11 protein-coding genes are annotated in these 15,292 nt (G+C 61.8%); 2 read left to right on the forward strand and 9 right to left on the reverse strand.

The window, feature by feature from the left end:
* Positions 1–39 precede the first annotated feature (39 nt).
* The 9 genes from V1278_RS06330 to V1278_RS06370 form a co-directional block, all read right to left on the reverse strand.
* A complete protein-coding gene (locus tag V1278_RS06330; RefSeq protein ID WP_334380053.1) occupies positions 40–2,187 on the reverse strand; it encodes an EAL domain-containing protein in 2,148 nt (715 codons plus the stop codon).
* Positions 2,188–2,364: 177 nt separating this feature from the next.
* Positions 2,365–3,654: a glycerate kinase type-2 family protein gene (locus V1278_RS06335; protein WP_334380054.1), complete on the reverse strand. Its 1,290-nt coding sequence runs from the start codon at positions 3,652–3,654 to the stop codon at positions 2,365–2,367.
* Positions 3,655–3,778: 124 nt separating this feature from the next.
* On the reverse strand, positions 3,779–5,005 hold the full coding sequence (locus V1278_RS06340) for an ABC transporter substrate-binding protein (protein WP_334365245.1): 1,227 nt from the start codon (positions 5,003–5,005) through the stop codon (positions 3,779–3,781).
* A gap of 161 nt (positions 5,006–5,166) precedes the next feature.
* Positions 5,167–6,396, reverse strand: coding sequence for an ABC transporter substrate-binding protein (locus V1278_RS06345; RefSeq protein WP_334380055.1), 1,230 nt, complete (start codon positions 6,394–6,396; stop codon positions 5,167–5,169).
* 236 nt (positions 6,397–6,632) lie between these two features.
* On the reverse strand, positions 6,633–7,646 hold the full coding sequence (locus V1278_RS06350; protein WP_334365243.1) for a branched-chain amino acid ABC transporter permease: 1,014 nt from the start codon (positions 7,644–7,646) through the stop codon (positions 6,633–6,635).
* A 2-nt stretch (positions 7,647–7,648) separates the two neighbouring features.
* Positions 7,649–8,527, reverse strand: coding sequence for a branched-chain amino acid ABC transporter permease (locus V1278_RS06355; RefSeq protein WP_334365242.1), 879 nt, complete (start codon positions 8,525–8,527; stop codon positions 7,649–7,651).
* A gap of 11 nt (positions 8,528–8,538) precedes the next feature.
* Positions 8,539–9,252 carry an ABC transporter ATP-binding protein gene (locus V1278_RS06360; protein ID WP_334365240.1) on the reverse strand — a complete coding sequence of 238 codons (714 nt, stop codon included), beginning with the start codon at positions 9,250–9,252 and terminating at the stop codon, positions 8,539–8,541.
* The gene (locus V1278_RS06365) at positions 9,249–10,046 is read right to left on the reverse strand and encodes an ABC transporter ATP-binding protein (protein ID WP_334380056.1); all 798 of its coding nucleotides are present in this window, start codon (positions 10,044–10,046) and stop codon (positions 9,249–9,251) included. Before V1278_RS06365 ends, V1278_RS06360 begins: the two co-directional genes overlap by 4 nt.
* Positions 10,047–10,115: 69 nt before the next feature.
* The gene (locus V1278_RS06370; protein WP_057841096.1) at positions 10,116–10,979 is read right to left on the reverse strand and encodes an IclR family transcriptional regulator; all 864 of its coding nucleotides are present in this window, start codon (positions 10,977–10,979) and stop codon (positions 10,116–10,118) included.
* Between the two features lie 167 nt (positions 10,980–11,146).
* Between V1278_RS06370 and V1278_RS06375 the strand changes: the two genes are divergently transcribed.
* A complete protein-coding gene (locus V1278_RS06375; protein WP_334380057.1) occupies positions 11,147–13,243 on the forward strand; it encodes a 3-hydroxyacyl-CoA dehydrogenase NAD-binding domain-containing protein in 2,097 nt (698 codons plus the stop codon).
* Positions 13,244–13,441: 198 nt separating this feature from the next.
* Positions 13,442–15,133, forward strand: a complete 1,692-nt coding sequence (gene pimA, locus V1278_RS06380; protein WP_334380058.1) for a dicarboxylate--CoA ligase PimA — start codon at positions 13,442–13,444, stop codon at positions 15,131–15,133.
* Positions 15,134–15,292 lie beyond the last annotated feature (159 nt).

Raw genomic sequence — 15,292 nt, forward strand, 5'->3', positions numbered from 1 at the left:
ATTCGCGCTTCGCGCGCTCCGGAATGACGAACCGTGCAATCACGCCGCGACGATGCGGCCTTGAGCCCCTCGCGGCCCCCGCCCCGACAGAAACTGCCGCTCGATCTCGGCGGCGGGAAGCGGCTTGCTGAACAGGAAGCCTTGCATTTCCGTGCATCCCTCGGATGCGATGCTGTGGAGTTGCTCCGCGGTTTCGACACCCTCGGCGGTCGCCGTCATGCCCATTCCATTGGCGAGCGCGGCAACCGCGCGCACGATGTTGAGCGAACTCGAATTCTCGGTGATGTTCTTGACGAACGAGCGATCGATCTTGATCTTGTCGAACGGAAAGCTTTGCAAATAAGTCAGCGACGAATATCCGGTGCCGAAATCGTCCATGGCGATCCGGATTCCGAGCGCGCGCAACTGATGCAGCAGCGCGAGCGTCGCTTCCTTGTTGTGGAGCAACACGCTCTCGGTGATTTCGATCTCCAGCCGCGTCGGCGCGAGACCGGAGGCGGCGAGCGCGCCGACGATCACCTGCATCAGGCCGGGACTGCGAAACTGGATCGCTGAAATATTGACGGCGACGTGAAGGTTGTCGGGCCATAGCGCGGCGGTGGCACAAGCCTGCCTGATGACCCACTCGCCCATCGGCACGATGAAGCCGATCTCTTCGGCCAGCGGGATGAAGGCCGCCGGCGAGATCATTCCCTTGGTTGGATGATTCCAGCGTATCAGCGCCTCGAAGCCGCTGATTTCCTTGCTCGCCAAGTTGACGACCGGCTGGTAATGCAACTCGAACTCGCCCGCCGGCAGCGCCTTGCGCAGATCCTGCTCCAGGATGCGGCGGGTCTGCATCTGCAGGTCCATCGCAGGCTCGAAGAAGCGGAACGTGCTGCGGCCGTCGCTCTTGGCGCGGTAGAGTGCGAGATCGGCATTGCGCAGCAATTTGTCGGGGTTCGATCCGTCGCCGGGACCGACCGAAATGCCGATGCTGACGCCGATCACGGCCTGCTGGCCGTCGATTTCATAGGGCTCGCTCAACGCATCGATGACGCCCTGCGCCAGCGAAGTGGCATCGGCGGGGTCCGAGATCGTGGCCTGCACGATGACGAACTCATCGCCGCCCATCCGCGCGATCGTGTCGGAATCGCCAACGAGCCGGCGCAACCGTTCGGCGACGCTCCTGAGCAATTTGTCGCCGCAGGGGTGGCCGAACGTATCGTTCACGGCCTTGAACTGATCGAGATCGAGGTGATGGACGGCCACCATTTCCCCGTCCGAAACCCTGCCCAGCGCATGTTCGAGCCGATCGTTCAACAACACCCGATTGGCAAGATCGGTCAGCGCATCGTGATGCGCCATGTATTCGATCTTGACCTCGGACTGGCGCTGCTCGGTGATGTCCTCATGCGTCGCGACCCAGCCGCCGCCGGGCATCGGGCGGTGGCGGATCTTGAAGGTACGCCCGTTCTTCAGTTCGACGATGCTGTCTTTCGCTTCATTGGAAACAGCCACGTTGGTGCGCCATTGCAGATATTCGTCGCGCGTCATGGCGGGGAAGCTGCCGGCTTCGAAGCGCAGGTCGACGATCTCGACCAGCGACATGCCGGGGCTGACGCGCTCGGGCGCAATGTCGTACATCTCCACGAAGCGATCGTTGCAGACGATCAGGCGATGGTCGGAATCGAAGAAGCAAAGCCCCTGCGACATGTTGTTGATTGCGGTGTCGAACTGGAAGTTCCTGACGCGCAGGGCTTCTTCCTGCTCCTTGCCGAGCTCGTATTGTTTCTTCAGCCGGGCATTGAGCGCTTCGCGCTCGGTGATGTCCTCGTGGGTCGCCATCCCGCCGCCGTCCGGCATCGGGTAGACGGTGTAGGCGACGATCCTGCCGTCGGTGAACTCCTGCACCGTGGTGTCGAGTGCGATGTCGCGACCGACGCGCTCACGGATATAATCATCGACCGCGACCTGCACCTTCAGCCCGAGTTTCAGCCGGTGCCGGATCAGTTCCTGGGTCGGTGTTCCCGGCTTCACCTGTTCAGGCGAGAGCCCGTACATCTCCCTGTAGCGGCGGTTGCAGAAAACGACCTCGCGCTTCTCGTCGAATACGACGATTCCGAGCGACATATGGTCGATCGCGTCCTCGAGGCGCGCACTCAAATGCGCTGACCGCGGCGCGGTTGTCGGGATGTGATCCGTCATCGAGCGTTCCCCAGCCGCCACTGGCGGCTCTCCTCCTCCAGGAGAACGGCCATTAGATGCCAGGCTGGTGAATCGCACCTTCGAGATAGGCAAACCGCGCGCGGGTTCTTCGCAAACTGCTCAACAAAGCGTTAATGCCGCTAAGGTACGTGCGAGGTTCCGGGACTGCCCGGAGATCTACGCTGGGTCCACCAAGATCACCCTGACGTCATTGACGTTGGTGAGGGTCGGGCCGATCAGCAGGAGATCGTCGGTGGCCGAAAAGAACGCGGTCGCATCATTGTTGGCAAGATAGGCCGCAGGATCGAGGCCGAGCGACTTCATCTTCGCGAACGTCGCCTGATCGATCAAGGCGCCGGCCGGGTCGGTCGCGCTACCGGCGCCGCCGTCGGCGCCGTCGGTGTCTGCGGCCAGTGCCACAATGCCGGACGTATCCTTCAGAAGATCCGCCAGCGCCAGCGCATATTCCTGGTTGGGACCGCCGCGGCCATTGCCACGCACGGTCACCGTGAGCTCGCCGCCCGACAGGATCGCGGTTCGTTTGCCCTCGCTCTGTGCTTTCAGCGCCAGTCGCGCATGATCGGCTGCCACCTCGCGCGCCTCGCCTTCGAGATCCGCGCCGAGGCCGACAACCTCATACCCTGCGTCCTTCGCGACCTTGATCGCCGCGTCGAGAGAAGCCTTCGGTTTTGCGATCATCTCGAATTGCGCGCGGGCAAAGGCGGGATCGCCGGGCTTGCAGCTCTCGTTCCTGGGATCGTCGAGCGCGCGCCTGACGGCATCGTCGACTGTGAGATTATACTTTGCGACCAGGGCGCGGGCGTCGGCCAGCGTGGAAGAATCGGGTACCGTCGGTCCCGATGCAATCGCGGACGGATCGTCGTGCGGTACGTCGGAGATCGCAAGCGTCACGATCTCGGCGGCGCGCTGCCCGGCGCGGGCCAGCCGGCCGCCCTTGATCCGCGACAGATGCTTGCGCACGACGTTCATCTCGCCGATCGGAGCGCCCGACCGCAGCAGCGCGCGGTTTACCTGCTGCTTCTGTGCGAACGAAACGCCATCTGCGGGTGCGATCCAGTTTGCCGAGCCGCCACCGGACAACAGCACCAGCAAAAGGTCGTCCGCAGTCGCCTCCGCGGCGAGACGCAGCGTCTCGTCGGCGGCCTTCAGCCCGGCTTCGTCGGGCACCGGATGGCCGGCTTCGACAACCCTGATGCGCCGCGTTGGCACGCCGTGGCCGTGGCGCGTGGTGGCAAGGCCGGTCAGCCGCGACGGATCGAGGCCGAGCGTATCGAGGTAGTGCCGTTCGGCCGCGGCCGCCATCGCTGCAGCGCCCTTGCCTGCGGCGAGGCAGATCACCTTGCCCTTGGGCGCGGGACGCAGATGCGCCGAGAGCACGACGTCGGGATGCGCGGCCGCAACGGCCGCATCAAAGATCGCACGCAAGAGGGAACGTCGGTCGGTCATGGTCTGCACGGGGCTGTTACGGGGCGGGAGGTCTGGTTATCCCTCCAATCGCTACAAAAGAAAACCCCCGCGGACGGGCCGCGGGGGCGTTGCTGGCTAACAATCGGTCGATAGCATTTTGCGATTAGCCGCCGACCTCGGCATCAATCACTTCGCCGAAGCGCTCCCAGGTCTCACCTTTGAACTTCTGAAGCTGGACCGCCGAAATGGGGGCAAAGTCGGTAGCGCTGGTGTTGACCCGAATACCCGGCAGCAAGCTGCCGATCTCGAGGTTCTTGATGCTGGCTGCCTGCTTCATGACGTTCTCGCGGGTGAGATTGTCGCCGCTGGCTTTGAGCACATGTACGAGGCCCTGCGCGACCGTGTAGCCGTACATCACAAAGCTATCGATCCTGTTGGCCTCGGGGTAGTATTTGGCGAGAAATTCGTCGAAAGCTTTCATGCCGGGGTCGTTCTTCCACTCCGGATCGGAAGTATCCTTAAGGTAATTGGACGAGATGATATCCTGCGCGTTCTCGAAGCCGGCCGGTTTCATCACGCTGCCGATCGAGGCCGAGACGTTGTTGAGAAAGTGCAGCGGCTTCCAGCCGATCTCGGCATTCTTCTTGATCGCCTGCGCCGCGAATTTCGGCGTGGTGATGTTGATGAACACGTCGGCGCCACTCGCCTTCAGCTTCACGATGTGGGAGTCGATCGTCGGTGCGGAAACTTCGTAGCTTTCCTCCAGCACGATCATCGATGCGCCCTTGGCGCCGAGCCCGTCCTTGAAGCCCTTCAGATAGTCCTTACCGTAATCGTCGTTTTGGTAGAGAATCCCGATCTTGGCGTCCGGCTTGTTCTTCAGGATGTACTTGGCATAAATCTGCGTTTCGCTCTGGTAGTTCGGCTGCCAGCCCATCGTCCATGGGAAACTCTTCGGATCGTTCCATTTGGTGGCCCCGGTGGCGACGAATAGTTGCGGCACCTTCTTGCTGTTCAGGTACTTCTGGATCGCCGTGTTCGGTGGGGTGCCCAGCGGATTGAAGACCAGCAGCACTTCATCGCTTTCGACCAGCTTGCGCGCCTGCTCCACCGTTTTCGGCGGAGAGTAGGCGTCGTCATAACTGATGAAGTTGATCTTGCGCCCGTTGATGCCGCCTTCCGCGTTGATCTTCCTGAAATAGGCTTCCTCGGTCTTGGCAATCACGCCATAGGCGGAAGCCGGTCCGCTGTAGGGCATGATATTGCCGATCTTGATCTCGGTGTCGCTCGCGCCGGGATCATATTTCTTCTGCGCGAGAACGCCGCTCGATGATGCAGCGAGCAATCCAAACGCGGTCGAAGCAACCGCAAGTTTTTTCATTGTGGACATTTCTGTCTCTCCCTTTTCATTTCTTAATGTAACAGCCGTGCCGCTTAACGAGGCTCTTTTGACAGCGTCGTGATTAGCATCTTGCCGGAAGCCTCACAAACAAAAAGCCCCTGCGGCAAACGCCGCAGGGGCTGCATCGTCAGCAGAGCTCGCAGCGGCGCTCAGCCGCCGACGTCGCCCGAGAGAATCTCGCCAAAGCGTTCCCAAGTGTCGCCCTTGAACCTTATCAGTTGCACTTGCGAGATTGGAGCAAAGTCGGTCGCCGACGTGTTGACCTTGATGCCCGGCAGCAGGCCTCCGAGCTCGAGGTTCTTGATGCTCGCGGCCTGCTTCATGACGTTCTCGCGTGTGAGATTGTCGCCGCTGGACCTCAACACATGCTCCAGGGTTTGTGCCACCGTGTAACCATACATCACGAATGCGTCCACACGATTAGCCTCAGGGTAATACTTGTCCAGGAATTCAATCCAGGCCTTCATGCCCGCATCGTTCTTCCACTCCGCATCTGCCGGATCCTTGAGGTACTGCGAGGAGATGATGCCCTGCGAATTCTCAAAGCCGGCCGGCTTCATGACGCTGCCGATCGAGGCGGAGACGCTATTGAGGATGTGCAGCGGCTTCCAGCCGATTTCGTTCATCTTCTTGATCGCCTGGGCGGCGAACTTCGGCGTGGTGACGTTGAAGAATACGTCGGCATTCAGCGACTTCAGCTTGACGATGTTGGAGTCGATGGTCGGCTGCGTTACCTCGTAGCTCTCCTCGATGATGATCATTGATGTGGCCTTGGCGCCGAGGCCGTCCTTGAAGCCTTTCAAGTAGTCTTTGCCGTAGTCGTCGTTCTGGTAGAGAACGGCGATCTTGCCGTCCGGCTTCTCCTTGAGGACGTGTTGCGCGTAGACGCGCCCCTCGCTCTGGTAATTGGGCTGCCAGCCCATCGTCCACGGAAATTCCTTCGGATCATTCCACTTGGTGGCGCCGGTGGCCACGAACAGTTGCGGTACCTTCTTGGTGTTCAGGTATTTCTGGATCGCCGTGTTCGGCGGCGTGCCCAGTGGATTGAACACGAGCAGCACTTCGTCGCTCTCGACCAGCTTGCGCGCCTGCTCCACCGTCTTCGGCGGAGAGTAGGCGTCGTCATAGCTGATGAAGTTGACCTTGCGGCCGTTGATGCCGCCCTCGGCGTTGATCTTCCTGAAATAGGCCTCTTCGGTTTTTCCGATCACGCCGTAAGCGGAAGCTGGTCCGCTGTAGGGCATGATGTTGCCGATTTTGATTTCGGTGTCGGTGGCGCCGGTGTCGTATTTCTTTTGTGCAAATGCGCCGCTGCTGGTCGCGGCAAGCAATGCGAGGGCGGCCGCAAAGGCTCCCAGTCGCAAGTTGATGGCGGACATTTTTTGATCTCCCTGGGATCGGTGACTGTGTCATTGTTTTTGATTGGAGCGCTTGGCGGCTCTTGGACTTCATTGAATACCTTTCGGCTGCGTCCAGCAACAAAAAGCCCCCCGCGACGGCGTCGCGGAGGGCGATATTTAGTCGGACGCTCCGGGAAACTACCGCCCGGCGGAATATTGGTTAATGGCCGAGTTCGCCGCTGATGATGTCGCCGAACAGATCCCGTGGCGTGAAGTTAGTTCTTCAATTTACCGAGCATCTGCTGCGCGACAATTGCGACCTGCCTTGCGCCATGCGGCACGAGGAAGATGACAATAAACAAGAGCACGCCGAACACCGCGCCGGAGAGGCCCTTGGAGATGCTCTCCGCTATATTCGGCACGAAGATGATAAAGGCGGAGCCGACGATCGATCCCGGCAGCCAGCCGACGCCGCCGACGACCATGCCGAGGAATAGCTGGATCGCGAGCACGATGGTGAAGCTATCCGGCGCCACGAACTGCACGGCGATGGCCCCGAGGCCGCCGGCCACGCCGGTGATGGCGGCGGAGACGCCGAACGCCAGCGTCTTATACAGCGCGACGTTGATGCCCATGGCGGAAGCCGCGATCTCGTTGTCGCGGATCGCCATGAAGGCGCGACCCGAGCGCGACCGCAGCAGGTTGACCGAGGCGACGTAGATCCCGATCGTGATCACCAGCGTGAAGTAATATAGCCACTTGTCCTGTCCTATCGGCAGTCCGAACGGCGCATCGGGTTTGGTCACGACCAGTCCCTGCACGCCACCGGTCCAATGCTCGAAAAATCCAAGCTTGAGCAACTGCGGCATGGCGGTGGCGAGCGCAAACGTCGCCAGTGCGAGATAGACGCCGGAAAGCCGCAGCGCCGGCTGCCCGAACAGGAAGCCGAAGGCGAAGCATATCAGCGCCGCGATGGGCAGCGTCAGCGCATAGTTCATGCCGGCGTATTCCATCAGGATCGCCGAGGTGTAGGCGCCGATGGCGTAAAACGCGCTTTGACCGAGCGAGAACTGGCCGCTTCCGCCGGTCAGGATGTTCAACGCCAGCACAGCGAGCCCTAAATACAGCAACTGGGTCAACTGAAAGACGATGAAATTCTTGACGAACAGCGGCGCGAGCACGAGCGCAGCGAGTACCACGAGCGAGGTCCCCAGGCCGAGCGTCATGGCTCGCTTTGGAACGGCCTCGACGGCCGGGGCTTCTGCGACGACTTCTTCAGCAGCGCTCATGATCAAACTCGCTTCACGATGGGCCGGCCCAACAGCCCAGCCGGTTTGAAGACCAATACGGTGATGATCAGCGCAAGCGCGATCGGCAGTTTCAGCTCGTTACCGACGCCGGGAATGTAGGTCCCGGCGAGATTTTCAAAGATGCCGACCAGGAACCCGCCGACGACAGCACCGAGCGGTGAGGTCAAGCCGCCAAGCACGGCCGCGGCGAAGCCATAGAGCAGCACGCCTAACATCATGTTCGGCTCCAGGAACACGACGGGTGCGATCAGGATGCCGGCGATCGCTCCAATCGCGGAAGCCATGCCCCAGCCCAACGCAATCATCCAGGACGTGTTGATGCCGACCAGGCGAGCCGATTCAGGCAGCGCGGCGGCCGCCCGCATCGCAAGCCCGATCCGCGTGAACTGGAAGAAGAGATAAAGGGCGATCAGCAACAAAACGGTCACCCCGATCATGCCGGCCTGGTGGGTCGAGATGAGCTGGCTGCCGAGGAATGGTGATGATCCGAATGGCGTCGGATATTGCTTGATGGTAAAATCCCAGATCAGGCCGGCGAACGAGTTGATGATTCCATATAGCGCGATGAAGCCCGCGACGTTGGTGAGGATCGGCGCCTTGGCGAGCGGCTTGAACAGCAACCGCTCGATGATGATGCCGCCGGCGAAGGAGATCACCAGCGTCAGCAGGAACGCCCACCAGTAGGGTATGCCCCACTGCATGAGTTGCCAGGAAATGAACGTCGAGAACATCGCCATTTCGCCCTGAGCGAAATTCAGATGGTCGATCGCCTGGTAGATCATCACGACCGCGAGCGCCATACAGGCATAGATCGCGCCCGTGGCGATGCCGGCCAGGACTTGGTTGGTAAATAGCTCCATGGCCGCGCTCCTCAGTAGCCGAGATAGGATTTACGGACGTCTTCGTTGGTCGCGATGTCCTTGGCGTTGCCCGACATCACAATCCGTCCGGTTTCGATCACGTACGCCTGGTCGGCGAGTTCCAGCGCCAATTGCGCGTTCTGCTCGACCACCAGGATCGTGACCTTGTCCTCGCGGTTGATCTTGCCGAGAATCTTGAACAGGTCGCGCACGATCAAGGGGGCGAGACCGAACGACGGCTCGTCCAACAGCATCAGCCGCGGACGCAGCATCAGCGCGCGCGCGACCGCGAGCATTTGCTGCTCGCCGCCGGATAGCGTTCCGGCCTGCTGGGTATGCCGTTCCTTCAGCACCGGGAAGTGGTCGTACATGCGCTCGATATCGGAGACGATGTTCTTCCTGTCGTTGCGGGTGATGGCCCCAAGCTGCAGGTTTTCCTCCACCGTCATGGTGGTGAAGGTGCCGCGGCCCTGAGGTACATGGGCGATGCCGAGGCGAACGACGTTTTCCGTCGATTGGCCGGAGAGCGGCTTGCCCTCGAACTCGATCGCTCCGGTCGAGCGCACCATGTTGCAGATCGCGCGCAAGGTGGTGGTCTTGCCGGCACCGTTGGCCCCTAGCAGGGTAGTCAGCGAGCCCTCGTTGAGGGCGAAGGAGAGGCCGTGAAGTGCCTGGACCTGGCCGTAATAGGCGCGGAGGTCCTTGACGTTGAGCATCGAGGTCATTGGTCCTTGCTCCCCAGATAGGCTTTGATGACATCCGGGTCGGCCTGGACCTGGGCCGGCGTTCCCTCGGCGAGCTTGCGGCCGAAGTTGAGTGCGACGACGTGGTCGGCGATCGACATCACCAGGCCCATGTGGTGTTCGACCAGCAGCACGGTCATGTGGCGCTCGTCGCGGATGCGACGGATCAAATCGCCGAGCACATACACTTCCTCGTGGTTGAGGCCGCCGGCGGGTTCGTCAAGCAGCAGGATCTTCGGATCGGCGGCCAGCGCGCGCGCCAGCTCGACGCGCTTCTGCGTGCCGAACGGCAAGCCCGAGACCACGGTATGGGCGACGTCATTGAGATCCAGGTAGTCCAGAATCTCGTGAACCTTCCTGTTGACCTCGGCCTCGCCGCGGCGAACCCAGGCGAGCTTCAGCGAGTCCGAGATGATGTCGCTGGAGGTGCGGGCGTGGGTGCCGACGCGAACGTTGTCGAGCACCGAGAGATTGGGAAACAGCGCGACGTTCTGGAAGGTGCGCCCGATGCCGATCTCGGCGATCCGGTGCGGCGGGCGCGTCAGGATGCTCGCGCCTTCCATCAGGATGTCGCCGGAAGACGGCTGATAGAGTCTTGAGAGGCAATTGAACAGCGTCGTCTTGCCGGCGCCGTTTGGCCCGATCAGCCCGAGGATGTTTCCCTTGTGCATGTCAAAGGACACACCGTTGAGCGCGATGATGCCGCCGAACACGACGCTGACGTCGCGGACCGCGAGCAGGGGGGCACTGCCCTGCGCGAGCTGTGCCTGCGTCATCGCGTCCCGCCCGCCCTGATCATGGAGCGGGAATGACCGCGCAAATGTTTTTGCCGGTCATGGTGAAGGCTATCTGATCCCCTCGGCCAAACGTGCAACTCTTCCTCCTGCTTTCAACTTCTTGTTCTCTGATTTTTTTGATTGTGGTGCTGCGCCGCCCAGCGCTGCTTCGATGTTCCTTACCATCGTGACAAGGCGAGGTCCAATGTCGTTGATCAAACGGTCTTCCGTGAAACGGAAAGCAGGCGCGCCGCAATTGAAGGCATACGGTCCGGTTCCGTCACTGAGCTTCAGCGGCACACCTACGGCGTGCACATCGTCCTGCCATTCGCCGGCAGAGATAGTAAATCCGTGACGCGCGAGCATTTCGCCCGCGCGCTCGATGCCGTCACGCATTTTGGGCCAGCGATTGCCGTAGTGGTCGCGCAGTTCGCGCAACAAGGAGGCACGCTCGTCATCGGGCAGGGCCCAGAGATAGGCCCGTCCCATCGCGGTGGTCGCGATCGGAACGCGTGAGCCGACGTCAAGCTGCACACCGAGCAGCCCGGTGCGGCTCTGGCCGAAATAGATCATGCTGTGACGGTCGCGTCCGCCGACGGCTACGGCACCGCCGGTCTCGCGCATCAGCGCTTCGCGATAAGGCTCGGACAAATGCCGAACGCCGAGATTGGCAAGGGCGGCATACCCCAGCGCCATGGCTGATGGCGCGAGCTGATACTTTTCGAAGCGCGGAACGGGTGTAAGATAACCGAGTTTGGTCAGGGTGTAGGTCAGCCGGGAAATGGTTGGCTTCGGCAATTTGGTACGGGCGGCGAGTTCTTGATTGCCAAGAAGCCCGTCATTGGGTTGGAATGCGCGCAACACATCCAGTCCGCGGGAGAGTGCGACGACGAAGCTGCGATCGGTCGCCGCTTTTTTCCCTGGACGTTTCATTACCCGCTACTGCTGCTGATGAGCTCGTTGACAAGGGACGTGCTTCAAAATAACCCTCCCTGTCAAGATGTGGAATTAAATTTCGCAGTGCGAAATTGGTGAAATGGCCGTAGCTACTCAACGCAAGTTGGGCGGCATCCAAGAACAAACGATCCAGGGAGAGTCCCGTGAGCGAAGTGGTAAAACTCGAGCGTCATGACGTCATCGCCATCGTCACGGTCAACAGTCCTCCCGTCAACGCGCTGAGTGCCGCGGTGCGCGGCGGCATCTTCGAATGCATGAAGAGCGCGATCGCGGATTCGGAAGTGAAGGCGATCGTGCTGACCTGCGCCGGCCGTACCTTCATCGCCGGCGCCGACATCACCGAATTTGGCAAGCCGCCGAAGTCGCCGGGCCTCGCCGAGGTGCTTGATCTCATGGAGAAGTCGCCGAAGCCGATCATTGCTGCCATTCACGGCACGGCGCTCGGTGGCGGTCTCGAAGTCGCGCTGGCATGCCACTATCGCGTCGCCACCAAGGACGCTCGCCTCGGCCTGCCCGAGGTGAAGCTCGGCCTGTTGCCGGGCGCCGGCGGCACCCAGCGCCTGCCGCGCGCGGTCGGGCCCGAGCTGGCGGTCAAGATGATCGTCAGCGGGGACCCGATCAGCGCGGCGGAGGCGCTCAAGAACGGCCTGATCGAGGAGATCGTCGAGGAGCCGGCGTCAGGTGGCGAATCCTTTGCGCTGAAGGTGCTGGCGGAGAAGCGCCCGCTGCGCAAGCTGCGCGACGATGACTCAAAGCTCGCTGCCGCCAAGGCCGACATCTCGATCTTTACCAATGCAGTCGCCGCATTGACCAAGAAGGCACGCGGGCTGGAAGCGCCGTTCGCCGCGGCCGATGCGGTGCGCGCCGCGATCGAGCTGCCGTTCGATGAAGGATTGAAGAAGGAGCGTGAAGGTTTCCTCAAGCTGGTCTCCAGCGACCAGTCCAAGGCCCAGCGTTACGCCTTCTTCGCCGAGCGCGAAGCCGCCAAGATCGCCGGCGTGCCTGATGGCACCAAGCCGCGCCCGGTCGAACGCGTCGCCATCATCGGCGCCGGCACCATGGGCGGCGGCATCGCGATGTCCTTTGCCAATGCCGGTATCCCGGTGACGCTGATCGAGACCGGCGAAGAGCAGCTCAAGCGCGGCATGGGCGTGATGCAGAAGAATTATGAGGCGACCGCCGCGCGCGGTGGCATCCCAGCGGATGCGCCGGCCAAGCGCATGGGCTTGATCGATGGCAAGGTCGGTCTCGAGCACGTCAAGGATGCTGACCTTGTGATCGAAGCGGTGTTCGAGACCATGGCGGTCAAGAAGGAGGTGTTCGAGGCGCTCGATAAATACGCCAAGCCCGGCGCGGTGCTCGCTTCCAACACCTCCTATCTCAACATCGACGAGATCGCGAAGGTGACGAAGCGTCCGCAGGACGTGCTCGGCATGCATTTCTTCTCGCCGGCCAACGTGATGAAGCTGTGCGAGATCGTCCGTGCCGACAAGACCGCGCCGGATGCGCTGACGACTGCAGTGTCGATTGCGCGCAAGATCGCAAAGGTGCCGGCCGTGGTCGGCGTCTGCGACGGCTTTGTCGGTAACCGCATGCTGGCCCAGCGCGGCAAGCAGTCGGAGAAGCTGTTGTTCGAAGGCGCGTTGCCGCAGCAGGTCGATGCCGTGGTGACGAAGTTCGGCATGCCGATGGGCCCGTTCGCGATGAGCGATCTCGCCGGCCTCGATATCGGCTGGCGTTCGCGAAAAGACCGCGGCATCAAGTCGGAAATCGCCGACGCGCTGTGCGAGGCCGGCCGCTTCGGCCAGAAGACCGGCAAGGGCTATTACAAGTATGAAGGCGGCTCGCGCGCGCCGCTGCCCGATACGGACGTCGAGAAGCTGATCGACGAGACGCTGCAGCGTCTCGGCCGCAAGAAGCGCGTCGTCAGCGATGACGAGATCCTCGAGCGCATGATGTACCCGATGATCAACGAGGGTGCGCGCATTCTGGAGGAAGGCATCGCGGCGCGGCCGAGCGACATCGACGTGATCTGGCTCTATGGCTATGGCTGGCCGATCTATCGCGGCGGCCCGATGTTCTATGCCGACCAGGTCGGGCTGAAGCATATTGCCGACCGGCTGTCGTACTATGCCAAGGAGACCAACGATCCGTCGCTCGAGCCGGCTCCGCTGCTCAAGCGTCTTGCCGCGGAAGGCAAGACGTTTGCGTCGCTGGCCCAGCAGTCGAAAGCGGCTTGAGTTGATGAAGCGCATGTGGTCCGTCACGCTCCTCAACGCGTCGTCCCTGCGAACGCAGGGACCCATACGCCGGGGACCCGCGATTTGGCACTCGGGTAGAGACCTTTCTTCAAGATCGACGTCGGGGGTTATGGGTCCCTGCGTTCGCAGGGACGACGTGCGGAGAAATGGTGCCGCGCCTCGTTTGCACGAACGCCGATGACCCATCCCGGCGAGCAGTTCTATCCGGAAGGCGTCCGCTGGGACGATCAGATCGCGCGCGGTACGCTGCCGGATCTATTGTCGACGGCCGCCGCCGAGTTCGCTTCGCGGCCGGCCATCGAATTCCGCGACCGGCCGATCAGCTACGGCGAACTCGAAGCGTTGGTGGAAACCGCCGCCAGCGCCTTCCTTCGCGCGGGCTACGGCAAGAACAGTTCGGTCGCGCTGTTCCTCGGCAATTCGCCCGATCACCCGATCAATTTCTTCGGTGCGCTGAAGGCTGGTGCCCGCGTCGTGCATCTGTCGCCGCTCGATGGCGAGATCGCGCTGTCGCACAAGCTTACTGACTCGGGCGCGCGGGTACTGGTTACCAGCAATCTGTCGGCGCTGTTGCCGACTGCGCTGAAGTTTCTCGCTCACGGACTGCTCGATCGCCTGATCGTTTGCGAGGACGATCATTGGGGCAAGGTCGGGACGCCGCAGACGGCGTTGCCCGATAATCCGAAGATCGTCACCCACAAAAAATTCAGTGACGGTGCAGCAAAACCCGCGCAATGGCCCGCGATCTCGGCCGACGACGTCGCGTTGCTGCAATATACCGGCGGCACCACCGGATTGCCGAAGGGCGCGATGCTCAGCCACGGCAATCTGACGTCGGCGGTGTCGGTCTACGACGTCTGGGGCAGGCCGTCGCGCGCCGAGCGCAATGCGATCGAGCGCGTGATCTGCGTGCTGCCGCTGTTCCATATCTATGCGCTGACGGTGGTGCTGCTGTCGTCGATCCGGCGCGGTCATCTGATCTCGCTTCATCAGCGTTTCGACGTCGAGGCCGTGATGCGCGATATCGAGATCAAGCGCGCCACCTTTTTCCCCGGCGTGCCGACCATGTGGATCGCGATCGCAGCGCTGCCGGACCTCGACAAGCGCGATCTGTCCTCGCTGGTCAGCGTTGGTTCGGGCGGCGCACCGCTGCCGGTCGAGGTCGCACGGATCCTGGAGCACAGGGCCGGCATGAAGCTGAAGAGCGGTTGGGGCATGACGGAGACTTGCTCGCCCGGCACCGCACACCCGAAGGAGGGGCCTGATAAGCCAGGCTCGATCGGCCTGATGCTGCCCGGCATCGAGATGGACGTGGTGTCGCTGGAGGATCCGACCAAGTTGATGCCGGTGGGCGAAACCGGCGAAATCCGCATCCGCGGCCCGAACGTCTTCAAGGGATACTGGAACCGGCCGAAGGAAACCGCGGAAGCCTTTGTCGGCGACCGTTTTCTTACCGGTGATATCGGCTACATGGACGCCGATGGCTACTTCTATCTGGTCGACCGCAAGAAGGACATGATCATCTCAGGCGGCTTCAACGTCTATCCGCAGATGATCGAGCAGGCGATCTATACGCATCCTGCTGTGCAGGAAGTGATCGTGATCGGCATTCCCGATGATTACCGCGGCGAGGCCGCAAAGGCGTTCATCAAGCTGCGCGGGGACGCAAAGCCATTCACGCTGGATGAACTCCGCGCCTTCCTCACCGGCAAGCTCGGCAAGCACGAACTGCCCGCCGCGGTCGAGTTCGTCAGCGAACTGCCGCGCACGCCGGTCGGAAAGTTGTCGCGCCATGAATTGCGCATGCAGCAGCAGCCGTCGCAGGCTGCGCCATCGAAACAACAAGCCGCATCAGGAGGTCGTTCCTAAACTCCGCCGTCGTCCCGGCCTCGAGCCGGGACCCATACGCCGCGGCCTTGCTTGGGGCACATGGGGAGACGGCTTTGCCAATCACAGAAGCCGGTGGTTATGGGTCCCTGCGTTCGCAGGGACGACGGAAAAGAGAGTTCACGTTACCAAAGAATCTAA

Origin of the sequence: Bradyrhizobium sp. AZCC 1577 (genome assembly GCF_036924575.1) — a bacterium.
GTDB lineage: Bacteria > Pseudomonadota > Alphaproteobacteria > Rhizobiales > Xanthobacteraceae > Bradyrhizobium.